Here is a 23,586-nt window from a genome sequence, read left to right on the forward strand (position 1 = left end):
ACTGCCTGGGGGTCAGACCGCCACGGGCAGTACGCTGCGTGAATGCCCGGGTATCGCTGCAACCAGGGCTTGGGTATAGGGGTGGCCCGGGTGGCCCAGTACCTGGGCTGCCGGCCCTTGTTCAACCACCTGGCCGTGGCGTAGCACCAGTACCTGGTCGGCCATGCTGGCGACCACGGCCAGGTCGTGGGAGACCAGCACATACGCCACCTTCAGCTCGCGCTGCAGGTCGTCCAGCAGTGCAAGAATCTGCGCCTGCACCGACACGTCCAGGGCACTGACCGGCTCGTCCAGCAACAGCACCTCGGGCGCCAGGGCCAGTGCACGGGCGATGGCTACCCGTTGGCGCTGGCCGCCGGACAGCTCGCGCGGCAAGCGGTCCAGGAACTGCTCGGGCAGGCCAACCCGGCGAATCAGCTCGACGGCCTTGTGCTCCAGTGCCGGGCCTTTGAGCAGGCCAAAGGCGACCAGCGGCTCGACGATGCTGTCGTACACCGTGAAGCGCGGGTCGAGGGCGGCGAACGGGTTCTGTTGCACCAGCTGAACGCGCCGGCGCAGGGGGCGGAACTGCCGCCAGCTGTAGCCGCTCACATCCACACCTGAATACTCCACGTGCCCTGTGCTTGGGGGTTCCAGGCCAAGGGCGATACGCAGCGCCGTGCTTTTCCCGGAGCCCGATTCGCCAACGATGGCCAGGGTTTGCCCGGCATGCAGGCTCAGGCTCAGGCCCTGCAGCGCGGTGAACGTGCCCGCGGGTGCAGGCAGTGCGAACTGCTTGCCCACGTTGTGCAGGCGCAGCAACGGCTGGTCCGGTTGGGCGCGGGGCCGGCGCCGTGGGACGAAAGCCGGAGCGGCATTGAGCAGGGCACGGGTGTAGGGCTGTTGGGCGCCCCATAGCACCTGCCGGGGAGTGGCCAGCTCCACCGGTTCACCCTGTTTCATCACCAGCAGGCGGTCTGCGCGGTCACAGGCCATGCCAAGGTCGTGGGTAATGATCAGCAGCGCGATACCCCTTTCAGCCGTCAGCTGCTGCAAGTGATCGAGAATGCGCCGTTGCACGGTCACATCCAGGGCGCTGGTGGGCTCGTCAGCAATGATCAGGCGTGGTTCCCCGGCCAGAGCGATGGCAATCAGCACCCGCTGGCGCATACCGCCAGAGAGCTCATGCGGGTACTGCCTGGCGCGCAAGGTGGGGTCGTCCAGGCCTACCTGGGCCAACAGGGCCTGCACGTCGGCGTCCACGCCCCGGTAGCGTCGGCCCCGGGCCAGCACCAGCGCCTCGGCGATCTGCCGGCCAATGCGCAGGGTAGGGTTGAGGCTGACCATCGGGTCTTGCGGCACCAGGCCGACGGTGCGCCCGCGCACTGTGCGCCAGGTACGCTCGCTGGCGTGGGCCACGTCGACCCCCTCCACCCACACCTGGCCCTGGTCGACACGGGCATTGCCTGGCAGCAACCCCAGCAAGGCGTTGGCCAAGGTCGACTTGCCCGAGCCGGACTCGCCAACGATGGCCAGTGTCTCGCCAGGTGCCAGGCTGAATGTCACCTGTTTCAATGCCTCTACACGCTCACCGGCCACGCTGTAGCTCACGGCAAGGTCACGCACTTCTACCAAGGGTGGGCGGCTCATCGTGCGTGCTCCTCGGCGCTGCGCGCCAGGTGGTTGAGGCTGAACACCACCGCCACCACAAACAGCCCTGGCAGCAGGGATACCCACGGCGCTGTGATGAGGAAGTGCCGGCCATTGGCGATCAGCGTGCCCCATTCAGCAGCCGGCGGCGCGGCGCCAAAACCCAGGAAGCTGAGCCCGGCGGTGGCCAGGATGGCTGCACCGAAGTCCAGCGTTGCGAGCACTGCCACGGGCCCCCAGGCATTGGGCAGCACGTGGCGCCACAGCGTGCGCACCCAACTGGCACCCCCCAGCCGTGCTGCCTCTACATAGGGAAGGGTCTTGATGCGCAGCACTTCGCCGCGTGTGGTGCGGGCAAAGCCCGGCAGGATCCCGACGCCAACGGCCACTGCTACCGGCACTGTGCCAAAACCGATGGCGGTGACGATGGCCAGTGCCAGCAACAGGCCGGGCAGCGCCAGCAGCACGTCGACCAGGCGCATCAGCAGCGCATCGGTGCGCCCCCCGGCGAACCCCGCCAGCACGCCCAGGCCCAGGCCACCGACCAGCGCAATGGCCACCGCCAGCAGGGCAGCCAATATGGACAGGCGTGCGCCGTATACCACCCGGGTATAGAGGTCGCGGCCGAGTTCGTCAGTACCAAACCAGTGGACAGCGTTGGGTGCGACCAGCTTGTCGGCCGGCGAAGTGGCGTACGGGTCGAAACCGGTCAGCACCTGCGGCGCCAGTGCAGCGAACAGCGCAAACAGCACCACCAGCAGGGCCAGGTTGAAACCAGGTTTGCGCAGCAAAGGCGCCAGGGCCTGCACGGCGCGTTGCAGCCGCGCACGGCGCTGCCACGGCGTAGCGGCCCGCCCGGCGTGGCGGGTGCGACCCCGTGTAGCGGGCACGGCTTCGATGGGGGGCAGGGGGATGTCGACGGTCATGTCAGCTTACCTTGGCAGTGTGGGTGATGCGCGGGTCCAGATACGGGTACAGCAGGTCCACGATCAGGTTCACCACCACGAAGGCGGCGGCCGATACCGCGACGATTGCCAGCACCACCGGAATGTCCTGGCGCAGCACCGCTTCCTGGGCCAGCCGGCCCACGCCATTGCGCGAGAAGATGGTTTCGACCAGCACCGCGCCTGACACCGTATTGCCCACCTGCAGGCCCACCAGCGTGAGCAGTGGCAGCGCGGCGTTGCGCAGGCCATGGCGTGCCTGCACCTGGGCGCGGCTCAAGCCCTTGGCGAATGCGGTGGCGATGTAAGGCTCCTGCCATACCCCCTGGAAGCCGCGCTGTAGTACCTGGGCATACACGGCCGCGCTGGGAATGGCGAGTGTGATGGCCGGTAGCACAAGGCTGGCCGTGCCCTGGCTGCCGGTGGCCGGGAACCAGCCCAGGCCGAAGGCGAACACCTGGATCAACAGCAAGCCCATCCAGAACACTGGCACGGAGAACCCCAGCGACGGCAGGCGCGCCAGTGCAGCCTTCAGCGGCCGCCATTGCACATAGGCCGTGAGGTAGGCCAGGCCGACCCCGGCCAGCAGGGAGAGCCCGATGGCGGTGCCGGCCAGCGCCAGGGTCTGCGGCAGGCGTTCAGCCAGCAGCGCGGTGACCGGCCGCCCCAGCGACAGCGACTGGCCAAGGTCGCCCTGCAGCGCCCCCCACAGCAGGGCGAAGTACTGCTCGAACACCCCCTTGTCCAGCCCGTAGAACGCCCGTGCCTGCGCCAGTTCCTGGGGCGACAGCCCGTCGGCTTCCATGCCCGACGCACTGAGCATGATTGCCAGGGTGTCGCCCGGCAGCAGGTAGAGGATGAAGTAGGTGACGGTATACGCCCCCCACAGCACCAGTACGGCCTGTGCCAGGCGGCCTGCCAGGAAGCCCTTCATGGCTGGGCCACCTGGATGTCACTGAGCAGCGCGAAGCCTTCTGCGGTCCAGCGGAAGTCTTTCACACGTGCTGCGGTAGCGGCTTGCCACACGCGTTCGTAGAGGGGGAACGCAGAGGCTTCATCAACCAGCAGGTCCTGCAGCTGGCCATAGGCATGCGCCCGCTGCGGTTCGGCAGTGGCGGTGATGCCGGTGTCGAACAGCGCCTGGGCTTTGGCCAGGGTCGCCGGCGCGTAGGTGTTGGTGGCCAGGGTGGCGCTGTTGGCCGCCCTGGGGTCCAGAATGGTCTGCAGGATAATGGGGTCGGCGCGGGTCATGTAGGTGGAGGTCAGGTCGTAGTTGCCCGACGCATTGCCCGCCACCCATTCGGCACGGGTCAGCACGTTCAGCCGCAGGTCGATGCCCACTTTGCGCAACTGGTCCTGCACCAGCACGTCGCCTGCGCTTTCAGCCGGGGTGAGGTTGTAGCGCAAGGTCAGGCGCTGGCCATTCTTGTGCCGGTAGCCGTCGTCGCCCTTGTGCCAGCCTGCGGCGTCAAGCAGCTGTTCTGCCGCTTTAGGGTCGTAGGCCAGTTTTTCGGCCTGGGGCTTGAAGAAGGGGGTGGTGACGTCGTACACGCCAGTGACCACAGGGAAGGCAGTGTTGTAGACGGTATGGGCGTAGCTGGTGCGGTCGATGGCCTTCTGCAGTGCCAGGCGCACCTGGCGGTCGCCCAGCAGCCGGCCGTTGCGGGTGTTGGGGTACAGGTTCAGGGCAGGGCCAGGCAGCGAGCGGCTCTGGATGGTGGCGCCCTTGCTTTGCAGCAGGTTGAGGTCTACCTCGGAGAATGGGTTGCGTGGCCACAGGATGTCGGCCTTGCCCTGCAGGAACAGGCCATTGCGCACGCTTTCTTCGGGGATGTAGCTGATGTCCACTGCCTCCACATGCGCCGGGCCTTTGTTTTGCACGTTGGCCGACGCCCAGGCGTAGTCGGCGCGCCGTGTCAGGCGGGCACCCACTTCAGGGGTGTAGTGGTCGAGCACGAACGGCCCGGTGCCGATGATCTTGCCCAACGAGCGCTCTTGCGCTGTAAGCCGGTAGGAGGCCGGCGCCAGCACTGCCAGGTTGGTGGTGGAGGTGGCCTGCAAAAAGCCTGCGTTGGGTTTGGACAACACCAGCCGCACGGTGAAGTCGTCGAGCACCTCGGCGTGGTCATAGCCTGCCAGGTAGGTGGCGCCGAAGGTGGCAGGCAACTGGGTGGCGAAGGCCTTGTTGCTGTCGAAGGCGGTCTTGACGGCGTGGGCATCAAAGCGCTCGCCATTGCTGAAAGTCACGTCCTGGCGCAGGTGGAAGGTGTAGTTCAAGGCATCTGCCGAAACCTCCCAACGCTGGGCCAGCCAGGGGATGATGCGACCGCTGTCCGGGTCCTGGTCGGTGAGCGATTCCACCACGTTGCGCAGCAGCACGCGGTGCTCCAGCCAGTAAACCTGGAACGGGTCGACGCTGACCAGGGTGGTGTTGTCACCCCAGAAAGCGATACGCAGGGTTTTGTCGGCGGCTGCGTTGTCAGTGGGCGAGCAGGCAGCCAGGGCCAGGGCCAGTGAACCGATGGCGAACAGGCGGTGCAGGGTGGGCATGGGGTGATCCTTCAGTGGCAGGGCAGGTAGTGCTTGAATCAGTCCTGATACGCGCGGCCTTCGCGGTCCAGTTGCCGGATCAGCGCATCCCAGTGCCGCTGGATGCCTTCGCCCTTGCCGTCGGAAAAACGCTTGGATTGTTCGTGGACCTTGGCGATGGCGGCAGGCGAGGCATGGCGCAGTTGGTCATTGCCGCCCGCCTGCGCGGCAATCTGGATGTTGCAGGCCCGCTCCAGGCCATGCAGCTCCCGGAAGGCGTGCTCCACGCTGATGCCCCCGGTGAGCAGCCCGTGGTTGCGCAGGATCAGGATGTTGCTGTCACCCAGGTTGGCGACCAGCCGCTGCTGCTCGTCCAGGTCCAGCGCCACGCCTTCGTACTCGTGGTACGCCACGCGGCTGTAGTACGCCAAGGCATGCTGGGAAATGGGCAGCAGGCCGTCGCGTTGTGCCGATACCGCGGCGCCGTCACGGGTGTGGGTGTGCAGCACCGCAGCAAGGTCAGGCCGGGCGCGGTGGATGGCGCTGTGGATTACATAACCGGCCTGGTTGATCCCCAACCCCAGCGGGTCATCGATCAGGGTGCCGTCCACATCCACCTTCACCAGGTTGGACGCGGTGATTTCGTCGAACAGCAGGCCGAAAGCGTTGATCAGGAAGTGTTCGTGGGGGCCGGGCACGCGGGCCGAGAAGTGCGTGTAGATATGGTCCGTCCAACGGAACAGGGCGGCCAGGCGGTAGGCGGCGGCCAGTTTTACCCGTACCTCCCATTCCTCGGGGCTGACGCGGTCGCGGACATGTTCGGCGACAGGGCTTATGGCGGACAGGGCGTTCATGATGGGGCTCCAGTAATCAATGACGGCATGTGTTACGCAGGGCGGTGGTTGGGGCGTTCATGGCGTGGCCTGGGCGAGGGCGGCGCGGCCGGCCTGGGCGAAGATCACGTCATCCTGCGGGGTATGGATACGGCTGCAGAGCACGTCGCGGTAGTGCCGCTCCAGCGGGTTGCGCCGTGACAAGCCGGGGTTGCCGGCGGCTTCGATTGCCAACTCGACAGCGCCGATGGCATTGGCGCTAACCAGGTGCTTGATCTGCCCGGCATGCAGCGGGTCGATGAAGCCGGCGGCGGCCGAGTCCAGCAGGCTACGGTTGGCGAAGAGCAAGGTATCGATACGCCCCACAACCTCCTGGAAGCGCGGCAGGCTGGCCAGTGGCGCCCCCAGGTTCGAGGGTGCGCGCCGGTTCAGAAACCCTGCCAGCCAGTCGCGTGCAGCCTGGGCTACGCCGTCGTAAACGGCAGGCAGCAGTACCGCCATCCATAGCAGGCTCTGGGGATCGAGGTCGGCGGTGGGGGCGCTGGCGGGGCTCAGGGCCACGGCGTGGTCCAGCGGAATCTGCACGTCATCGAAGCGAACCTCGTGGCTGCAGGTAGCCCGCATGCCCAGGTGGTCCCAGTCGTCGACGATGGTGATACCCGGGGTATCGCGGTGCACCAGGAAGCCGCCTACGCGCGGGTCGCTTTCATCCGTGCGGCCCCACACCAGCATCCAGGTCAGGCCATGGCTGCCGGTTGAGTAGATTTTTTGCCCACTGATGCGCCACCCAGCGGCGCTGCGGCGGGCGACGGTGCCAGGCAAGCCGCCGCGGGCCGGGGTGCCCAGTTCGTGCTCGACGCGCAAGGCATTGATCAGCGCGCCGTGCTGCACGGCATCCCGCGCCACGCGCTGGCGCAGGTGCTCCGGCCACTGCGTATTGGCCTGCAGGCGAGCGTGTTGCAGGTACTGCATCACCAGAATCAGGGCGGTGGCGGGGTCACCTTTGCCCACGGCACCGATCACCCGCCGAGCGGTGACGAGGTCTGCACCGCCGCCGCCCAGCGCCGTGGGTACGGTCAGGGCCAACAGGCCATGGCGGTGCAGCAGGTCGAAGTTGTCCTGAGGAAAGCTGGCACTGCGGTCATAACGTTCGGCGTTGGCGGCGAGCGCCAGCGTCAGCTCTGCAAGTGCGCTGTCGGACGGGTGACTCATGGGGCTTCATCCCTGAATGACGGTGTGTGGCTAAGACCGTATTCTTATGGATGGGCGCTGTAAAAGGCTTATTTGTTCTAAGCTAATTATTTGTTTTTATAATTTCAATTGTTTATTTTTATGCGTAACTTGCATTTAAAGCTTAGCGCTTTTTACTCAAGCAGCTGTTGCCCGGCCACGTTTCCGAACAGTTCGACCGGGTCCTGCAGGTTGCCCAGGTAGCGCGGATGAAACAGCCACAAGTCCACCTGTGGCTTGAAATCACTGACATTGAGCACTTCCAGTGCGTCGCGGTGGCGGCTGGCCTGCAGCAGCGGCTCTGGCACCAGCCCAAGGCCCTGGCCATTGGCAACCAGGCCCAGTTGCAGCTCGGTGCCGAAGGTTTCCAGGTTGATCGAAAGGCTCAGGCCCTGTTCGCTCAAGGCGCGCTGCAAGCCGGCGCGGAAGCCGCAACCGTCGGGGTTGAGCACCCAGCCGCGGGTGTAGCAGTCCCTGAGCTTGTAGCTGCGCTTGCTGGCGCCGCTTCTGGCTGCCACCACTTTCAGCGGCATGCGTCCGATCGAGCGGCTGGCAATGCCCTCGGGGAAGATCTTGCCTGGCGGAAACAACGCGGCAGCGGCATCCAGTTCGCCGTTTTCCATGCGCGTTACCAGGCTGCTGCCCCAACCACTGCTCACTTGAGTGCGCAGTTGCGGGTACACCTCGCGGATCTGCGCCAATGCCTGGAGCAACACCACATCACCCAGGGTTTGCGGTACACCCAGGCGCAAGGTGCCGGAGGGCGCGCCATCGTTGGCCACCAGCTCACGCAATGAGTCGATCTCGCGCAGGATCGCCTTGCATTGCTCGTATACCCGCAGCCCCATGGGCGTGGGCTTCAGCGGCTTGGTCTGGCGGTCGAGCAGGGTGGCCCCCAGGTCTTCCTCGAAGTTCTGCAAGCGCCGGGTGATCGCCGGCTGGGTGAGTTGCAGCGCCTCTGCAGCAAGGTTGGTGGACTGGCAACGAATGACCGCGACGAAGGCGTCCATATCATCGATTTTCATGAGCTGTGTTCACCAGATTGGGCGGGAAATAAGGGATTAGCATAATCGGGCATTAGCGTAATGCCTGCCATGTTACACGCAAGCCCCGGCGTGATAATGAGTTATGCATATTAGGTTATTCCTAAAATCAATTTAATCTATTTTTCACGATTGGTTAGAGTCGGTATCCCCGGCGCACCCTGCGCTGCTGCAATTGCTGAGGACCACCATGCCATTCCGATCCAAACTGCTCACCCTGGCAGCTGCGCTGCTGGTAGCGGCCCACGCCGGCGCCAGCGAGCGGCTGACCCTGCGCATTGGTGACCAGAAGGGCAACATGCGTGCCCAGTTGGAGGCCGCCGATGCGTTGCGCGACCTGCCGTATGACATCCGCTGGGCCGAGTTCCCCGCTGCGGCCCCGCTTGCCGAAGCGCTGAATGCGGGGGCCATTGATGCAGGCATCATCGGCGATGCCCCGCTGTTGTTCGTGCTGGCTTCGGGTGCGCCGGTAAAGGCCATTGCCGTGGACAAGTCCGACCCCTACGGCACGGCCTTGCTGGTGCGCCCCGATGCACCGTTGCACAGTGCCGCCGAGCTCAAGGGCAAGCGCATCGCAACCGGCCGCGGTTCCATAGGCCACCACCTCGCCCTCAAGGCACTGGACCAGGCAGGCCTCAGTGACAAGGACGTGGAGTTCCGCTTTCTTGGGCCGGTAGATGCCAAGATCGCCCTGGCCAACGGTTCGGTAGATGCCTGGTCGACCTGGGAGCCCTACACGGCGCTGGCAGAAACCAGCGGGCAGGGCAGGGTGCTGGTAAACGGGCGTGGGCTTTCCAGCGGCAACAGCTTTCTGGCAGCCACCGATCAAGCGCTGAGGCAGGTGGCCAAGCGTGAGGCACTACAGGACTACCTGAACCGCCTTGCAGGCGCACAAGGGTGGGCCTACCAGCACCTGGACAGCTACTCGAAAACCCTGGCGGCGATCATCGGTTTCCCGCAAGAGGCGGCCCGCCTGCAGTTCGAGCGCCGGCAGTTGCACTGGCAGGTCATCGACCCGCAGACCATTGGCGAGCAACAGGACACCGCCGACTTCTATCACGCCCACGGGCTGATGAGTCAGCGCCTGGACGTCGCCCCCACATTCGCCACAGGCTTCACCGTGCCCGCCAACGGCCCACTGGCCAAGCAACCCTGAACCGGAGACGTACATGCCTTTGAAGAACCTGCTCCAACTGGGCCTGGCGTTGCTGGCCAGTGCCTTGCTGCCGAACCTGGCCAGCGCCGAGCAGACCCTGCGGATTGGCTACCAGAAGTCCTCTACCCTGATTACCTTGCTCAAGGCCCGTGGCAGCCTGGAACAACGCCTGAGTACGCAGGGCATACGCGTCAGCTGGCACGAGTTCCCCAGTGGGTTGCCGCTGCTCGAAGCACTGAACCTGGGCAATGTGGACCTATCGGCTGACGTGGCCGACACGGTGCCGGTGTTCACCCAGGCCGCCGGCGCAAGGCTCACCTACTTTGCCCGGGAAGCACCGTCGCCCACTGCCCAGGCCATTCTGGTGCCGGCGGACTCGCCGCTCCGCACACTGGCTGATCTAAAGGGCAAGCGTGTTGCTGTCACCAAGGCGGCGGGCAGCCATTACCTGTTGATCCAGGCGCTGGCCAAGGCCGGGCTGACCTTCAAGGACATCACCCCGGCTTACCTTATCCCTGCCGATGGCCGCGCGGCCTTCGAGAACCACAAGGTGGACGCCTGGGTGACCTGGGACCCGTACGTCGCCAGTGCCCAGCGTCAGCAAAACGCACGGGTTCTGGCTGATGGCAGTCAGTTGGCCAGCTACCAGCGCTATTACCTGGCGGGCAGCGACTATGCCCAGGCGCACCCACAGGTGTTGCAGCAGGTGTACCTGGCCCTGCGCGACGTGGGCACCTGGACCAAAGCCAACCCCGTGGCGGCAGCGCGGATTCTGGGGCCTTTGTGGGGCAACCTGGACAGCCCGACGGTGCAGCAGGCCAACGCCCGGCGCAGCTATGACGTGCAGCCGGTGAGGCCGGAAAACCTGGTGGAGCAACAGCAGATTGCCGATGCGTTCTACCGTGAGGGGTTGCTACCCAAGGCGGTCGATGCGACGGCCGTGACGTTGTTCGAACCGGCTGCGCGTTGAGGCTGGGTGGGGCCGGTAATGCGGCCCCACCCGCACTCAACCCGGGAACAGAAACGGGTTGAAGCTGCTACGGGCAAACCCTTCGCGCTGCATTTCGGCATCGAGCACCAGCGAACCCAGGTCATCGGCCACCACCTCCAGCCCCTGGTCGTGCTCGTTGTACAACACTTTCAGGTAGCTGCCACAGTCACCACAGCTTTCGGCCTTCACCGGGCTGGCCTGCCGGTCCAGCGACCAGTAGTCCAACTTGCCGGTCTGTTCACAATTGCTGCATTTGGCTCGCACCATGTGCCAGCGGCTTTCGCACAGGCTGCAGTGCAGGTAGCGCAAGCCGTTGCGCTTGCCGGTCATGATCACGCTGGCGATGGGGGCGCTGCCGCATATCGGGCAATACTGGCGATGTTCGCCCACTGCGGCCTTGGCCGTGACCGGCAGGGCCGCAGCCAGTTGGCCGGCGTACAGCATCAACGCCGCCCACAGGAGCACGGCCTGGCCGCTGTTTACGTAGTCGTAGCGGCCCTGCAGCAGATGGTCAGCCGCCGCCTCGCGTTGCTCAGGGGGCGTGTTGGCCAGGCTCGCCAGCGCATCGGCCAGTACCGGACCGGCACCAGGCATCAGTTGCTCGATCAGTTGCTGCAGGGCTGCCTGCCAGTAGCCAGAGCGCGCCAGGCGCTCAGCCGCCAACGGCACGTGCGGGCCCAGGTTGGCCACCACCGCCTGCACCTCGTCCGATGGCACGGGAAAGCGCTGCAACAAGGCCTGTTGAGCCTGCGCCACCTGTGCAGCAAACAGCAGGTAGTCGGCCTGTTCATGCCCCTGCGCAAGGTGGCGCAGGCGTGCGGCCCGCTGTTGGTAATACTGGCCGGCGGGCGGCAGCAGCAACGGGGTGATCTCGTTGACGCCGCCGGTGGCTTGTTCCACGGGCACCACCGTGATGCTGCTCATTGCTTGTCACCCTTGGAGATCTGCTGATACCAGCGGTCATGGTGCGACTTGGCCCAGCGACGGCTCACGTAGCCGGTGACCATGCCGCGTATCGACCCTTTGACCCAAAACGCCAGGTACGCGTGGCCGATGATCAGCAGGATCAGACAGATTCCGGCCACTGCGTGGGTGAACAGCGCCACACGGATCAGGGCGATATCGAACAGGTGTGCGAACCATGGCCGCCAGATCACCACGCCGCTGAGCATCAGCAGGGTGATCAGGCCCATGATCCCCCAGAACAGCACCTTCTGCCCGGCATTGTACTTGCCAATCTGCAGCGGCTTGCTGTGGTCCCCGGCGAGTACGGTCTTCAAGTTGCGAAACCAGATGGCGTCCTGGCGCTCGGGCAGGTTGTATTTCACGAAGCGCGCAAACAGGAACATCAGCACCACGAACACCACCACCCCGAAGAACGGATGGAGGATGCGCGCCAGTTGCGGCGTGCCGAACACGCCGTTAAGCCAGTTCAGCGACGGGAAGAACCACGACAGCCCCGACAGGGCCACCAGAAAGAAGCAGATGACCATGAACCAGTGGCTGGCCCGGTCAATAAAGCGGGTACGCAGAATCAGTTTGTCCTTGTTCATCACGCGTGTTCCTCGTGGTCTTCTTCCACCTCATTCGGGCCAACGCCGATGTAATGGAATACGGTACCGGCCAGGGTGGCGAAGAACGCCGCCGCTGCCACCGGCTTCAGCCAGCCTTTCCAGCCACTGATGGCCGTGCTGATGCGCGGGTCCGGGTTGAGCTTGTGGTACAGCTCGGGTTTGTCCGCATGCTGCAGCACGTAGAACACGTGGGTGCCGCCGACGGCTTGTGGGTCGTAGATACCCGCGCCGGCAAAGCCGCGGCCATGCAGCTCGGTGACACGTTCCTCGGCCTGTACCAGCATGTCGGCCTTGCTGCCGAAGTTGATGGCGCCGGTGGGGCAGGTTTTCACACAGGCCGGTTCCTGGCCGACCGTGACCCGGTCGACGCACAGGGTGCACTTGTAGGCTTTGTTGTCCTTCTTGCTGATGCGTGGCACATCGAACGGGCAGCCGGCCACGCAGTAGCCGCAGCCGATGCAGTGCTCGGACTGGAAATCGACGATGCCGTTGGCGTACTGGATGATGGCGCCGGGTTGCGGGCAGGCTTTCAGGCAGCCGGGGTCGGCGCAGTGCATGCAGCCGTCCTTGCGGATCAGCCACTCCAGCTTGCCGGCCTCGTTCTCGTGCTCGTCAAAGCGCATCAGCGTCCAGGTGTCGGCTGTAAGGTCGGCCGGGTTGTCATAGACCCCCACGTTATGGCCGACCTCGTCGCGCAGGTCGTTCCATTCGTTGCAGGCCACCTGGCACGCCTTGCAGCCGATGCAGATGCTCACGTCGATCAGCTTGGCCACCTCGGCCTGGTGATCGCGTGCGCGGGGTGCCGGTGTGAAGGCGTGGGTGGCCGAGCGGCGGATGATGTCTTGGGATTGCAGGGACATAATGGGGCTCCGTCAGGCCTTTTCCACGTTCACCAGAAACGCTTTGTATTCCGGGGTATTGGTGTTCGATTCGCCCACCCCCGGGGTCAGGGTGTTGGCCAGAAAGCCCTTGCGGGTGGCGCCCTCGAAGCCCCAGTGGCAGGGCACGCCGATGGTGTCGACCGCCTGGCCGTCGATTTGCAGGCGGCGAATGCGCTTGGTCACCACGGCCTTGGCCTTGATGTAGCCCCGCTGGGTACTGACCCGCACCAGGTCGCCCTGCACGATGCCTTTGTCCTTGGCCAGCAGCTCGCCGATCTCGACGAACTGCTCAGGCTGGACGATGGCGTTGAGCCGGGAATGCTTGGTCCAGTGGCGGAACAGCTCAGTGATGGAGTAGGTGGTGGCCACGTAGGGGAACGCCTCCCGGCTGCCCATGCGTGCCCGGTCACTGTCATACAGCCGCGCGGTGGGGCTTTTGCTGACGGTGGGGTGCAGCGGGTTACTGGCCAGCGGGCTTTCGGTGGGCTCGTAGTGCTCAGGGAACGGGCCATCGTTCATCGCGCCTACCGAAAACAGCCGCCCGACCCCTTCGGGCAACATGATGAAAGGGTGGGTGGCGGTACCGGGGGCCACGGTTACCGGGAAGTCCGGCACGTCGATGCCGCTCCAGCGGCTGCCATCCCAGCCGATGACCTTGCGCTTGGCGTCCCACGGCTTGCCCTGTGGGTCGGCCGAGGCACGGTTGTACAGAATGCGGCGGTTCTGTGGCCAGGCCCAGGCCCAGCCCGGTGTGCAGCCCAGCCCGCTGTCGGCGTTGTCGCGCCGGGCCATCTGGTTGCCGGCTTCGGTCCAGCAGCCAGCGAACACCCAGTTGAAACAGGCGGTGCTGCCGTCGTCGCGCAACTGGCCGAAATTGTCCAGCAGCTGGCCCTTGCGCAGTACCAGGTTGCCCTGGTCGTCGTGCAGGTCAGCCAGGGCATAGCCATTGGACTCCTTGGCCACCTCTTCAGGTGCCGGGTCGTATGGGTCTTTGTAGTCCCAGGCCATATTCAGTACCTGCTCAGGGCAGGCGCCGCCTTCTTCCTGGTACAGCTCGCGCAGCTTCATGAACAGGTGGCCAAGGATCTTGCCGTCATGCCAGGCCTCGCCGGGCGGCGCAGCACCGGCCCAGTGCCACTGCAACCAGCGCCCGGAATTGACGATAGAGCCGTTTTCCTCGGCAAAGCAGCTGGAGGGCAGGCGGAACACTTCGGTCTGGATCTGTGCGGGGTCCACGTCATTGGACTCGCCATGGTTCTGCCAGAAGCTGGAGGTCTCGGTGGCCAGCGGGTCGATGATGACCAGGAACTTGAGCTTGGCCAGTGCCTCGGCCGCCTTGTTCTTGTCCGGGAACGCGGCGATGGGGTTGAAGCCTTGGGCGATATAGCCGTTGACCTTACCGTCATGCATGCGGTTGGCGAAGTTGAGCACGTCGTAGCTGTCGTCCCATTTGGGCAACCAGTCGAAACCCCAGTCGTTTTCGCGGGTGGCTTTTTCGCCGTACAGGCTCTTCATCAGGCTGATGAAGAACTTGGGCGTGTGCTGGTAGTAGTTCACCTGGTCGGGCAGCTGGGCCTTGGGCGTGGTTTGCTGCAAATAGGTGTGCAGGTCGGCCTGGCTGTCCGACGGCAGGTTCATGTAGCCCGGCAGACGCTGGGACAGCAGCCCCAGGTCGGTATAGCCCTGGATGTTGGAGTGGCCGCGCAGGGCGTTGACGCCACCACCGGCCATGCCGATGTTGCCCAGCAGCAGCTGGAGCATGCCGGAGCCGCGAATCATCTGCGCCCCGGTGGTGTGGTGGGTCCAGCCCAGGGCGTAAAGGAAGGTAGCAGTGCGATCTGGCACGCTGGTGCTGGCCAGGATGTCGCAGATCTCCAGGAAGTCGTTCTGCGGTGTGCCGCACAGCTGGCTGACCAGCTCCGGGGTGTAGCGGCTGACGTGCTGTTTGAGCAGGTTGAACACGCATCGGGGGTGGCTCAGGGTCATGTCCTGGCGGGCATGGCCGTTGTCATCCAGCTCGTAGGCCCAGGAGCTGCGGTCGTAGCGCCGTGCCTTGGCGTCGTAGCCGCTGAACAACCCGTCGTCGAAGTGGTAGTCGTTGCGCACAATGAGCGAGGCATTGGTATAGGCGCGTACGTATTCATGCTGGATACGGTCGTGGGTCATCAGGTAGTTGACCATGCCCATCAGGAAGGTGATGTCTGAGCCCGCACGCACCGGTGCGTAGATATCGGCCACTGAAGCGCTGCGGTTGAAGCGCGGGTCGACCACGATCACTTTGGCGCCGTTGCGGATCTTGGCCTCGATCACCCACTTGAACCCTACAGGGTGCGCTTCGGCCGGGTTGCCGCCCATGATCAGCACGACGTTGGCGTTCTTGATGTCCACCCAGTTGTTGGTCATCGCGCCGCGGCCGAAGGTGGGCGCAAGCGCGGCTACCGTAGGGGCATGGCACACCCTGGCCTGGCTGTCGGTGCCCAGGATGCCCAGCGCACGGGTAAAGCGTTGGTCCAGGGCGCCGGTTTCGCTGGAGGCGGCAGAGGAGCACAGCATGCCGGTCGACAACCAGCGGTTGACGGTGACGCCCTCGGCGTTGCGGGCAATGAAGTTGGCATCCCGGTCATCTTTCATCAGCCGGGCGATGCGGTCGATCGCGTAGTCCCAGCTCACCCGTTCCCATTTGTCGGAGCCGGCTGCGCGGTATTCGGGGTGCAGCAGGCGCTGTTCGCTGTGAATGTAGTCGACCAGGCCTGCGCCCTTCGGGCACAGCGAACCGCGGCTGACGGGGTGGTCGGGGTCGCCTTCGATGTGGAAGATGCGCGCCTTGGCATTCTTTGCGCCGTCACCCAGGCTATACATCAGGATGCCGCAGCCCACTGAACAATAGGTGCAGTTGTTACGGGTCTCCTTGGCACGCAACAACTTGTACTGCCGGGACTGGCTGGCATTGGCCACGGTGGCACCAAAGCCCAAAGAAGCAGCTGAAACAGCGGCGGCACCGGTGGTGCAAAGTTTAAAAAACTGCCGTCTGCCAAGATCCATTAACGTTCCTCCAACAGGCGTCGGGCTGCGCGGTGTGGCAGGCCCGGCCTGGGTTACATAAGGCCCCGGTTCAATGCAGGCAGCCGGGTGCCCGCCGGCCATTTGCCTGGCTGGCGCAATCAATAGGTATGCCCGTTGCAAGAAGGCGGCAGGTGGCCTGCCTGACCAATGAGAGGGTGCTGTTTCGTACGACGAAAGCGCAGCCGGTTATTCGAAATTTATAAGGACTGAATCACGGTCGTGCCGGGGCGTTTGCTAACGTGGCGGGGCAGAGTTTAATGGGTTGGCGGTGGGTGGGCTAATTGGCCGGCTCGATCAATTGATAGAGCGTTTCGATGAAGTAACTGATACGGTTAAATAATAAGGTACTGTATTGATCTGAATCAATAAACCCTTCGCGTGACCGCCCAGCAATTAAAAACAATACGACTAAAGTGCAACGCCCGGCGGGCTGACATTTCAGGCGCCGCCGGGCTGAGCAGCTATTGCAGCGTGCCTGGTTTGAGGGCGGGCGGTAGTTGTTTGATGGCGTCTTCCAGCAGTGCGATGGGCGCTTCCAGGGCCTGTGCTTCGCTGTGCCTGTTTTGCGAAATGAGCCGGTCGCGCTCAGTGCGCAGGTTCAGCAAGTTTTTCTGCAGTTTCAGGGCTGACGCGTTGTATGTGTCCATAAATTTCTCACGTAGGTAGCTTCCGTGCCGATGTAGGAAACACGGACGGTATCAGCTCGAATTTGTAGGAGAAACTGATGTTTCATACAGCGACTGGGTTTGATCGCGAAAAGTCCTACACGGCCGGGTAACCATTCCTACAAATTGGGAAGTCCACCGCCCGTAACTTCCTGCAAGCTGCAGGTTGCGCAGCCTCTGCTACGATCGATGTTTTCCCGGCCAAGGAGAGGCCTATGCACTATGTTGTGATCGAGAGCCACCGCAGTGAGTACCCGCGCCCTATTCGGTTCGCCAAGGGCACCTTGCTGGAAGTAGGCCCGCGTTACGAAGGTGAGCCGGGCTGGCAGGACTGGTACCTGTGCAGTTGCACCGGTCAGGAACCTGGCTGGGTGCCCGCGCAACTGATCGAGCGGTTGAGTGTTGGTCAGGGCAGGGCGCTTGACCATTATTCTGCCCATGAACTGGACGCTGAACCTGGGCAACTGGTGCAGATGCTGCGCCCCTTGAATGGTTGGCTATGGTGCCGCCGCCATGGCAATGGCGAGCTGGGATGGCTACCCGCTCAGAAGCTCAGGCAGCTCACCTGACGCGAGGCGCAGAGGGCTGGGCAGGGCAGGGATGATCCGGTCATTGCACGGCCAATCTGATCTGCTTTTTTTCTACAAACCTGCATCTGTAACCGTATCAGCTGAAGCGCGAAAATAGCTGCATCCCGTATCGTCATGTAGAGGTTCCAATGGGCAAGCTCGCGCTGTTCCTCGGTGGTTTTCTGGTCCTGACCATCCTTATCGGTTTGCTGGGTACCATCCCGCCAAGCTGATTGTTGGTCCTCAACCCTCCGGCCTGCCTTCTTCCCTCTGGCAGGCCCGCCTCTCCAGACACTGCAGACCAGCGGTAGGCAGCTGTCATTCTCAAGTACCAAGGCGTCGTGTAGTCTCCTGCCGCCGTTCATTCGGGCGGGTACTTATGCCTTGGAGTCCAGTCGTTGATAGAAAGCAAAAAGGGCGCTTCAGCGATGCTGGAGTGGCGTGCCCGTTTCCTGGCCAAGGGGGCGCTCGACGAGCCGCGTTACCACACGGCGTTACACGATGCGCAGGTGTTGGAGCAGGCGGGGCTTATCAGCACGCGGGAATGGATCGAGCTGGTCAAGCTAGCGAACGCCGCGTTGCTGGCTGTGGGATAAGTCATTCTCCACGCTCAGAAATCTGTCCACAAAAAACGTGGGTAGGTCTGTGGATAACGTGCTGAAAGCCAAGCCCACGGCGGCCTCTGTTAGATTGAGCAGAATTTGAGCAACTGCAGGGGGTGTTTTTTGGGGCGAGCACGTTGGGGCTCAGGCGGGGCAATCAGGCAGTAAAGCAGTGGGCCATGCCGCAACCCACTCAGATAACCCGGCGCATCGGTTCAGCCTGTTCTACACGGTTGCGGCCCTGTGCCTTAGCCCGGTATAGCGCCTTGTCGGCGCTTGCCAGCAGTGCGTCCAGCGCTGGGGTTGGCAGGCCGGCGTCGCAACCTGCAATACCAATGCTGACAGTAATCTGCACACGCTTGTCGGCCTGCTGCACATTCAGGTCCTGCACGGCCCGGCGAAGCCGCTCGGCGGTGAATTGGGCCCGGTCGGGGGCAAGGCCTGGCAGGATGACGACGAATTCCTCGCCGCCCATGCGCGCCAGCAGTTCATCGCTGTGCAACTGGTCCCGCAGGGTGTCGGCAAACTGGCGCAGTACCAGGTCCCCTACGGCGTGGCCATGGGCATCATTGATCGACTTGAAGTGGTCGATGTCGAGCATCATCAGGGTCATGGGCAGCAACTGGGCGTGCTGCTGCCGGCTGTCGAGCAGCGCGTTCGCGCGCCGTGTGAAGGCGCTGCGGGTCAGAGTACCGGTGAGGTGGTCGACGGTGGCCTGGTGCGCCAGGCGCGCCATCAGGCTGCGATTGGCCTGAGTGACGCAGGCAACCACCAGCGGGCCCAGCACTAGCATGGCGATGCCAAGGCGCGCTGACATCAGTGCCGTGACGCCTGATTCACTCTGCGGCACGCTGAAGTGCATGAGGTTTTGTGCCACTGCCACGATCAGCGTACTGCCGGCTGTGAGCGTGAGCAACGAAACCATGAACGGCGAGTAGGTCCAGGCACACCACAGCAATGCCGCGATGGGAAAGGCGATGGCGCCGGGCCCGCCGAATGCGATGCTGAATGCGAGCGACACCAGCATCACCAGCAGGGGTGACAAGCGTATGGCCTGCCCGCCGCTGCGGATCAGCGCCTGTGCTGTTGGGGCGGTGAGCAGCACCGGCAGCACCAGCACGCTGGTAGAAAACTGTTCACTGAACCAGGCCAGCCACGTGGCACGTACCGACTGTTCGAACCAGGGGGCCGCCATGGCTGCGGCCATGCTGGCGGCCACCATCGCACCGCCCGCACAGGCGCCAAATACGCACAGCACCCCGTGTGGGGTACGCAGGCGGCGGTGCAGGCGTGGCAAGCGCGACAGCAACTGCCAAAGGGTGGCTACCACCCCCATGTTGCACAGGTTGAACCACAGTGCCGGAGCCCACTCACTGCCGCATAGCAGGTCCGCAGCGACCATGCCCAGCCATATCAGCAGCAAGGCGGGCAATGTGGCGTGGTGCGGGTAGCGCAGCAGTACTCCGGCCAGTACCGCATTCACGGGCCAGAACAGCGAAAGGGATTCGATCGGACGTGCCAGGATGCCGCCAAGGGTCAGGGCAAAGGTCAGGCAGAGCAGAGCGACATATGAAAGCAGGCGCGATTGGGCTGGAAAAACCATTGGTTCGACCGACAAGCGGAAACGAAATCCAGGACAACGGCTGAAGGCACCTGGGGCAATGCTGATCAGTGTGTTTCGTCCTGCTAGTTGATGTCAATCTGCCCTAAGTCATGGCTTTTTGCTAGTGGCTGTGCTGTGTGGCCTCAAAGCCCGTAGAGCCAGGGCACCATCATCACTGCCACCAGCATCACCAGTAACGTGAACGGCACCCCGACTTTGACGAAGTCCGCGAAGCGGTATTGCCCGGGGCCCAGTACCAAGGTGTTTACCGGCGAGGAGACGGGTGTCATGAAGGCGGCCGAGGCGGCCAGCGCCACCGTCATGGCAAACGGGTAGGGCGACATGCCCAGCTGCGTGGCGGTGGTAATCGCCACCGGGGCCATCAATACCGCAGTCGCAGTGTTGGAGATGAACAGCCCGATCACGGCGGTGACCGCAAACAGGCACGCCAGGATGGCACTGGGGCCGGCCCCGCCAAGCAGGCTGACCAGGCCACTGACCGCCAGGTCGATCCCACCGGTTTTTTGCAGCGCCTGGGCAAAAGGCAGCATGCCCACGATCAGTATCAGGCTTTGCCAGTGAATGGATCGGTAGGCGCTGTTCATGTCGATGCAGCGGCCTGCGCCCATCAACAGGCAGCCGATGAGTGCGGCCAGCACATTGGGCACAGCACCGCTGACCATCAGCCCAACCATCACCGCCAGGCTCAGCAGCGCTTGTGGCGCGCGCCGGCGGGCCGGAGCCACCAAGTCGATTTCAGTGGGCAGGCTCAGCACCAGAAAGTCTCTGGGTTTGCTCTGCAACTGGCGCACTGCCTTCCATGGGCCCACCACCAGCAAGGTGTCGCCCAGGCGCAGCTTCTCCTCCACCAGTTGCTCTTCGATGGCGGCCTGCTCGCGGCGCAGGCCCACGACGTTGAGGTCATAGCGCGAACGGAAAGCCAGTTCGAGGATGCTCTTGCCAATCAGCTGCGAGCCGGGAGGCAGCGATACCTCGGCCATGCCCACTTCCTGGGATTGATCTATGAAGTAGGCAGCCTTGAAGTGCAGGGGCTCCAGCTGCATGGTCTGGCACAGGCTGCGCAGGTCGTCGCGTTTGGCGAACAGGTCCAGCAGCAGTACATCGCCTTGGTGCAGCACTGTGCCGGAGTCGGGCGCGATCACGCGGGTGGTGAATTTGTGCTGGCGCTCGATACCGATGACGTTGGCGCCGTGGTCCGTGCGCAACTTCAACTCGCCCAAGGTGTGGCCGATCAAGGGCGAGTGCGGGCGAATGCGCAGCCGGCGCTCGCGCCCATTGAGCTTGTAGTCCAGCACCAGGTCCAGCAGGGTGCGGCGGGTCTCCACGCGCCCGTCCTTGCGCACTTCACCGCTCAGCCAGTGGCGGGTCAGCAGCATGTAGCCCACGCCCAGCACCAGTATCACCAGGCCGAACGGGGTGAAGCTGAAAAAGCTGAAGCCCTGCTCGCCGTGGCGCACCAGCTCACTGTGCACCACCACGTTGGGCGGCGTGGCCACCAAGCTGAGCATGCCGCTGATCAGGCCGGCGAAGCTCAGTGGCATCATCAGGCGGCTGGGTGATAGTTGCAGGCGCGCCGCGATGCTGAGCACCACCGGGATGAAAATGGCCACCACACCGGTTGAGCTCATCACCGAACCCAGGCCCGCCACTGCCAGCATCAGCAGCACCAGCAGCCGTGCTTCGCTGTTGCCGGCCCGTTCGCTCATCCACTCGCCGATGCGGTACGCGATACCCGTGCGCACCAGGCCTTCGCCTATCACGAACAGCGCTGCGATCAGCACCACGTTAGGGTCGCTGAAGCCTGCAAGGGCCTGTTCGACGGTGAGGATGCCGGAAAGCGGCAATGCGAGAATGACCAACAGCGCCACCACGTCCATGCGCGGGCGGTTGATGACAAACAGGATGACCACGATGGCCAGCAGGCCGAGGACCCAAAACAGCTCTAGGTTCATTGGGAGGGGTGTTCCTTCACACAGGGCACGTTAAGCATTGATAGCTACCAGTGTGCCAGCAAGTGATGAAGGGCGTGTTGATGTGCTGCAGGTTTTGCCTGCCCGGGGCCGCATTCCGGCCCCAGGCGGAGGGTGTCAGTGGCGGTGGCGGCGGTGTTTTTTGCCGCCATTGTCGCCCATGTTGTTACCCACAGCGCCGCCAGCCGCGCCGCCCAGGCCTGCACCGATCGTTGAGCCGGTGCTGCCACCCAACGCGCCGCCGACAAGGGAGCCGCCTGCTGAGCCCAGGCCACCGCCTACAGCGGCTTTGGTACGGTTGCGCTTGGGAGCGCCGACCGCGCTGCCAGCGGCACCGCCCACGCCAGCACCAATGGCGGCACCGGTACGGCCCCCGAGTTGCTGGCCAACGACATTGCCCAAGGCGCCCCCCAGGCCACCGCCAATGGCTGCATTACCGTCACCGGCGAACGCGCCTTGGCAGAGCAGCAGGCCAAGGGCAAGGGAAGGCAGGGTCAGGCGCATGATGGAAACCTCGAATCAGTCAGGTGGCCGAATCCACGTTAACCACTGGGACTTCAAAACGTGCATTTGGTTTCCTGAGGTGTGCCAATCTGGAAGTGTGCATGACGGGCGGTGCTGGCAAGCGGCCTTTCTGTCTCAACCAGTCATGGCCGAGAGCCTTGAAGGGCTCTAAACTGCACATCAAGCCGCAACGAAGACGGCTGCCTGCCACCTGGTGAATCACGATGATCGCCCATACCCCTACGCTGTTCGCCGCCGTTGCATTGGTCGCAACCATTCTGGCTTTCTGCCTGTTGCTGGTCGGGCGCAGCAGCCCCCGCGACAACCTGCTGCTCACAGGTTGCGGGCTGCTGGTGCATGCACTGGCCTATGTTTGCTACACCGTTTATGCAGTGGCACCGTTGTGGCTGAGTTACGGGGTGGGCAACAGCCTGCTGTCGCTGGCGCTGGCGTTCTACACGGCCAGCTTGTTCAGGGTGCGCGAACAGGTGGTGCCGTGGCGCACCATCTTCGTTATCCCGGTGTGCATGCTGGTAGGCCTGATGCTGTTGCAGCACACCGTGGAGCCGCGGATGTTGCTGGCGACACTGGTGCTGATGGTGCAGTGCGCGATGATTCTGTACTGGGCGCGGCGCCATGCCGAGCGGCCCGGGCGTGCTCACCTGCTGCTGCAGATCGGGGCACTCATCAGCCTGGTGGGCCTGGGCATGCGCGTGGTGGCGGTGGCCACGGGCACGGCGGCGGACATGCGTTATGACACCAGCAACCTGAAACAAAGCGTCTCGGTGGCCATCGGCACCGTTACCGTGATGATGTACTCGATCGGCTTGGTGTTGATGGCCAAGGAGCGCAGCGAGTCGCGCTTGCAGCACCTGGCCTTGCGCGACGTGCTGACCGGCACCTTCAACCGGCGCGCCATTCTGGAACGCTTTGCGGTTGAGCTGGACCGGGCCCGTGCAAATGCCACCCACCTGGCGGTGGCAATGATCGACATCGACCACTTCAAGCGCATCAATGACCTGTACGGGCATCTGGCCGGGGATGAGGTGTTATGCCACTGCGTGCGTCAGTTGCAGCAGCGCCTGCGTGAAGGGGACAGCCTTGGCAGGTATGGCGGTGAAGAGTTTTTGCTGCTGCTGCCGGGAACCGACCATGCCGGGGCCATGGGCGCCGTGAACGGCTTGCGCGAGGCGATTGCGCAAAGCCCTGCCTGGTTTGCAGGTGACCGGATCGAGCTGCGCTTCAGTGTGGGCCTGTGGTGCGGCAAACCGGGGCGTGAAGACAGCACTGCAAGCTTGCTCGCACAAGCCGATGCGGCGCTCTACCGGGCCAAGGCTGCCGGGCGCAACACTGTGCACCTGGCAGCACTTGCTGATCTGGGGTGATCAACGGACGGGGCGAATAGCCAGGATTACGCCATTGGTGGTTTGCACCAGTACGTAATGGTCTTGCATCTTCACCCAGTGGCTTTCTTTCTCAGGCGCCGGCAGCCCTTTGGCTTTCCAGTCCTTGACCGCGGCATCCTCACGCTTGAATTGATCGGGAACCTTGTCACCCTCTTTCAATTCCCGGTTACGGGTGGAGGAGTTCTGGACACTGTCGTCTGTCGAGGTGGCCGCGTTGGCGGCCATTGGCAAGCAGGGCAGGGCGGCGAGCAGCAGGTAGTGCAGTTTCATGGCGATTTCCTTGTTGCGTCATGTTCCCCGTCAGACAGCGCAACGTGCGCCACAATTCACTCGCGATGCTGGCAGTGCTAGAGTCGCGTTCTTTTTCAAGACT

Annotated in this window: 21 protein-coding genes; 5 read left to right on the plus strand and 16 right to left on the minus strand. The window is 63.8% G+C overall.

Going from position 1 to position 23,586, the window contains the following annotated elements:
- Positions 1-12: 12 nt before the first annotated feature.
- The 7 genes from IAE36_RS06615 to IAE36_RS06645 form a co-directional block, all read right to left on the minus strand.
- Positions 13-1,629 (minus strand): dipeptide ABC transporter ATP-binding protein, encoded by a 1,617-nt coding sequence (locus IAE36_RS06615; RefSeq protein WP_201211288.1) that lies wholly within the window; start codon positions 1,627-1,629, stop codon positions 13-15.
- Positions 1,626-2,555 carry an ABC transporter permease gene (locus IAE36_RS06620; protein ID WP_201211290.1) on the minus strand — a complete coding sequence of 310 codons (930 nt, stop codon included), beginning with the start codon at positions 2,553-2,555 and terminating at the stop codon, positions 1,626-1,628. Before IAE36_RS06620 ends, IAE36_RS06615 begins: the two co-directional genes overlap by 4 nt.
- A gap of 1 nt (position 2,556) precedes the next feature.
- Positions 2,557-3,507 carry an ABC transporter permease gene (locus IAE36_RS06625; RefSeq protein ID WP_201211292.1) on the minus strand — a complete coding sequence of 317 codons (951 nt, stop codon included), beginning with the start codon at positions 3,505-3,507 and terminating at the stop codon, positions 2,557-2,559.
- Positions 3,504-5,123, minus strand: coding sequence for an ABC transporter substrate-binding protein (locus IAE36_RS06630; RefSeq protein ID WP_060482655.1), 1,620 nt, complete (start codon positions 5,121-5,123; stop codon positions 3,504-3,506). The genes IAE36_RS06625 and IAE36_RS06630 overlap by 4 nt, the downstream gene beginning before the upstream one ends.
- A gap of 38 nt (positions 5,124-5,161) precedes the next feature.
- Positions 5,162-5,956, minus strand: coding sequence for a class II aldolase/adducin family protein (locus tag IAE36_RS06635; RefSeq protein WP_201211294.1), 795 nt, complete (start codon positions 5,954-5,956; stop codon positions 5,162-5,164).
- Positions 5,957-6,013: 57 nt separating this feature from the next.
- The gene (locus IAE36_RS06640) at positions 6,014-7,147 is read right to left on the minus strand and encodes an acyl-CoA dehydrogenase family protein (protein WP_201211296.1); all 1,134 of its coding nucleotides are present in this window, start codon (positions 7,145-7,147) and stop codon (positions 6,014-6,016) included.
- Positions 7,148-7,299: 152 nt separating this feature from the next.
- Entirely contained in the window at positions 7,300-8,190 is an 891-nt protein-coding gene (locus IAE36_RS06645; RefSeq protein WP_028633579.1) for a LysR family transcriptional regulator, read from the minus strand.
- 208 nt (positions 8,191-8,398) lie between these two features.
- Between IAE36_RS06645 and IAE36_RS06650 the strand changes: the two genes are divergently transcribed.
- Together IAE36_RS06650 and IAE36_RS06655 are read left to right on the plus strand one after the other, a co-directional pair.
- The gene (locus IAE36_RS06650) at positions 8,399-9,364 is read left to right on the plus strand and encodes an ABC transporter substrate-binding protein (protein WP_201211298.1); all 966 of its coding nucleotides are present in this window, start codon (positions 8,399-8,401) and stop codon (positions 9,362-9,364) included.
- A 13-nt stretch (positions 9,365-9,377) separates the two neighbouring features.
- Positions 9,378-10,334 carry an aliphatic sulfonate ABC transporter substrate-binding protein gene (locus IAE36_RS06655; RefSeq protein WP_201211300.1) on the plus strand — a complete coding sequence of 319 codons (957 nt, stop codon included), beginning with the start codon at positions 9,378-9,380 and terminating at the stop codon, positions 10,332-10,334.
- Positions 10,335-10,370: 36 nt separating this feature from the next.
- On the opposite strand, the gene fdhE is transcribed toward IAE36_RS06655, so the two are convergent.
- From fdhE to IAE36_RS06680, 5 genes are all read right to left on the minus strand, one after another.
- Positions 10,371-11,279 (minus strand): formate dehydrogenase accessory protein FdhE, encoded by a 909-nt coding sequence (gene fdhE, locus IAE36_RS06660; RefSeq protein WP_201211308.1) that lies wholly within the window; start codon positions 11,277-11,279, stop codon positions 10,371-10,373.
- On the minus strand, positions 11,276-11,908 hold the full coding sequence (locus IAE36_RS06665) for a formate dehydrogenase subunit gamma (RefSeq protein WP_201211310.1): 633 nt from the start codon (positions 11,906-11,908) through the stop codon (positions 11,276-11,278). The genes fdhE and IAE36_RS06665 overlap by 4 nt, the downstream gene beginning before the upstream one ends.
- Entirely contained in the window at positions 11,908-12,789 is an 882-nt protein-coding gene (fdxH, locus tag IAE36_RS06670) for a formate dehydrogenase subunit beta (RefSeq protein ID WP_028633574.1), read from the minus strand. Before fdxH ends, IAE36_RS06665 begins: the two co-directional genes overlap by 1 nt.
- A gap of 12 nt (positions 12,790-12,801) precedes the next feature.
- Positions 12,802-15,852, minus strand: a complete 3,051-nt coding sequence (fdnG, locus tag IAE36_RS06675; protein ID WP_201211318.1) for a formate dehydrogenase-N subunit alpha — start codon at positions 15,850-15,852, stop codon at positions 12,802-12,804.
- A gap of 482 nt (positions 15,853-16,334) precedes the next feature.
- Positions 16,335-16,520: a hypothetical protein gene (locus tag IAE36_RS06680; protein WP_028633572.1), complete on the minus strand. Its 186-nt coding sequence runs from the start codon at positions 16,518-16,520 to the stop codon at positions 16,335-16,337.
- Between the two features lie 233 nt (positions 16,521-16,753).
- On the opposite strand from IAE36_RS06680, the gene IAE36_RS06685 reads away from it, so the two are divergent.
- Both IAE36_RS06685 and IAE36_RS06690 read left to right on the plus strand, forming a co-directional pair.
- Positions 16,754-17,107 (plus strand): SH3 domain-containing protein, encoded by a 354-nt coding sequence (locus IAE36_RS06685; RefSeq protein ID WP_028633571.1) that lies wholly within the window; start codon positions 16,754-16,756, stop codon positions 17,105-17,107.
- Positions 17,108-17,508: 401 nt separating this feature from the next.
- The gene (locus IAE36_RS06690; RefSeq protein WP_201211476.1) at positions 17,509-17,703 is read left to right on the plus strand and encodes a hypothetical protein; all 195 of its coding nucleotides are present in this window, start codon (positions 17,509-17,511) and stop codon (positions 17,701-17,703) included.
- A gap of 199 nt (positions 17,704-17,902) precedes the next feature.
- On the opposite strand, the gene IAE36_RS06695 is transcribed toward IAE36_RS06690, so the two are convergent.
- From IAE36_RS06695 to IAE36_RS06705, 3 genes are all read right to left on the minus strand, one after another.
- Complete coding sequence (locus tag IAE36_RS06695; protein ID WP_028633569.1) at positions 17,903-19,327, minus strand: GGDEF domain-containing protein; 1,425 nt, start codon at positions 19,325-19,327, stop codon at positions 17,903-17,905.
- Positions 19,328-19,455: 128 nt separating this feature from the next.
- Positions 19,456-21,285, minus strand: a complete 1,830-nt coding sequence (locus IAE36_RS06700) for an SLC13 family permease (protein WP_201211320.1) — start codon at positions 21,283-21,285, stop codon at positions 19,456-19,458.
- Between the two features lie 135 nt (positions 21,286-21,420).
- Entirely contained in the window at positions 21,421-21,807 is a 387-nt protein-coding gene (locus IAE36_RS06705; RefSeq protein WP_201162420.1) for a glycine zipper domain-containing protein, read from the minus strand.
- Positions 21,808-22,031: 224 nt separating this feature from the next.
- On the opposite strand from IAE36_RS06705, the gene IAE36_RS06710 reads away from it, so the two are divergent.
- Positions 22,032-23,192 carry a GGDEF domain-containing protein gene (locus IAE36_RS06710; protein WP_201211322.1) on the plus strand — a complete coding sequence of 387 codons (1,161 nt, stop codon included), beginning with the start codon at positions 22,032-22,034 and terminating at the stop codon, positions 23,190-23,192.
- Here IAE36_RS06710 and IAE36_RS06715 read toward each other — a convergent pair whose 3' ends face one another.
- On the minus strand, positions 23,193-23,483 hold the full coding sequence (locus tag IAE36_RS06715) for an RcnB family protein (protein ID WP_201211324.1): 291 nt from the start codon (positions 23,481-23,483) through the stop codon (positions 23,193-23,195).
- Positions 23,484-23,586 lie beyond the last annotated feature (103 nt).

Origin of the sequence: Pseudomonas sp. S36 (genome assembly GCF_016647875.1) — a bacterium.
In the GTDB taxonomy this organism is placed as follows: domain Bacteria; phylum Pseudomonadota; class Gammaproteobacteria; order Pseudomonadales; family Pseudomonadaceae; genus Aquipseudomonas; species Aquipseudomonas parafulva.

Excerpts from the sequence above, each read along its gene's own strand:
- IAE36_RS06685 (WP_028633571.1), top strand. The coding sequence starts at position 16,754 with ATGCACTATGTTGTGATCGAGAGCCACCGCAGTGAGTACCCGCGCCCT.
- IAE36_RS06635 (WP_201211294.1), bottom strand. The coding sequence starts at position 5,956 with ATGAACGCCCTGTCCGCCATAAGCCCTGTCGCCGAACATGTCCGCGAC.
- IAE36_RS06700 (WP_201211320.1), bottom strand. The coding sequence starts at position 21,285 with ATGAACCTAGAGCTGTTTTGGGTCCTCGGCCTGCTGGCCATCGTGGTC.
- IAE36_RS06655 (WP_201211300.1), top strand. The coding sequence starts at position 9,378 with ATGCCTTTGAAGAACCTGCTCCAACTGGGCCTGGCGTTGCTGGCCAGT.
- IAE36_RS06620 (WP_201211290.1), bottom strand. The coding sequence starts at position 2,555 with ATGACCGTCGACATCCCCCTGCCCCCCATCGAAGCCGTGCCCGCTACA.
- IAE36_RS06665 (WP_201211310.1), bottom strand. The coding sequence starts at position 11,908 with ATGAACAAGGACAAACTGATTCTGCGTACCCGCTTTATTGACCGGGCC.
- IAE36_RS06645 (WP_028633579.1), bottom strand. The coding sequence starts at position 8,190 with ATGAAAATCGATGATATGGACGCCTTCGTCGCGGTCATTCGTTGCCAG.
- IAE36_RS06710 (WP_201211322.1), top strand. The coding sequence starts at position 22,032 with ATGATCGCCCATACCCCTACGCTGTTCGCCGCCGTTGCATTGGTCGCA.
- IAE36_RS06715 (WP_201211324.1), bottom strand. The coding sequence starts at position 23,483 with ATGAAACTGCACTACCTGCTGCTCGCCGCCCTGCCCTGCTTGCCAATG.
- IAE36_RS06640 (WP_201211296.1), bottom strand. The coding sequence starts at position 7,147 with ATGAGTCACCCGTCCGACAGCGCACTTGCAGAGCTGACGCTGGCGCTC.
- IAE36_RS06705 (WP_201162420.1), bottom strand. The coding sequence starts at position 21,807 with ATGCGCCTGACCCTGCCTTCCCTTGCCCTTGGCCTGCTGCTCTGCCAA.
- IAE36_RS06630 (WP_060482655.1), bottom strand. The coding sequence starts at position 5,123 with ATGCCCACCCTGCACCGCCTGTTCGCCATCGGTTCACTGGCCCTGGCC.
- fdhE (WP_201211308.1), bottom strand. The coding sequence starts at position 11,279 with ATGAGCAGCATCACGGTGGTGCCCGTGGAACAAGCCACCGGCGGCGTC.
- IAE36_RS06650 (WP_201211298.1), top strand. The coding sequence starts at position 8,399 with ATGCCATTCCGATCCAAACTGCTCACCCTGGCAGCTGCGCTGCTGGTA.
- fdnG (WP_201211318.1), bottom strand. The coding sequence starts at position 15,852 with ATGGATCTTGGCAGACGGCAGTTTTTTAAACTTTGCACCACCGGTGCC.
- IAE36_RS06625 (WP_201211292.1), bottom strand. The coding sequence starts at position 3,507 with ATGAAGGGCTTCCTGGCAGGCCGCCTGGCACAGGCCGTACTGGTGCTG.
- IAE36_RS06680 (WP_028633572.1), bottom strand. The coding sequence starts at position 16,520 with ATGGACACATACAACGCGTCAGCCCTGAAACTGCAGAAAAACTTGCTG.
- fdxH (WP_028633574.1), bottom strand. The coding sequence starts at position 12,789 with ATGTCCCTGCAATCCCAAGACATCATCCGCCGCTCGGCCACCCACGCC.
- IAE36_RS06615 (WP_201211288.1), bottom strand. The coding sequence starts at position 1,629 with ATGAGCCGCCCACCCTTGGTAGAAGTGCGTGACCTTGCCGTGAGCTAC.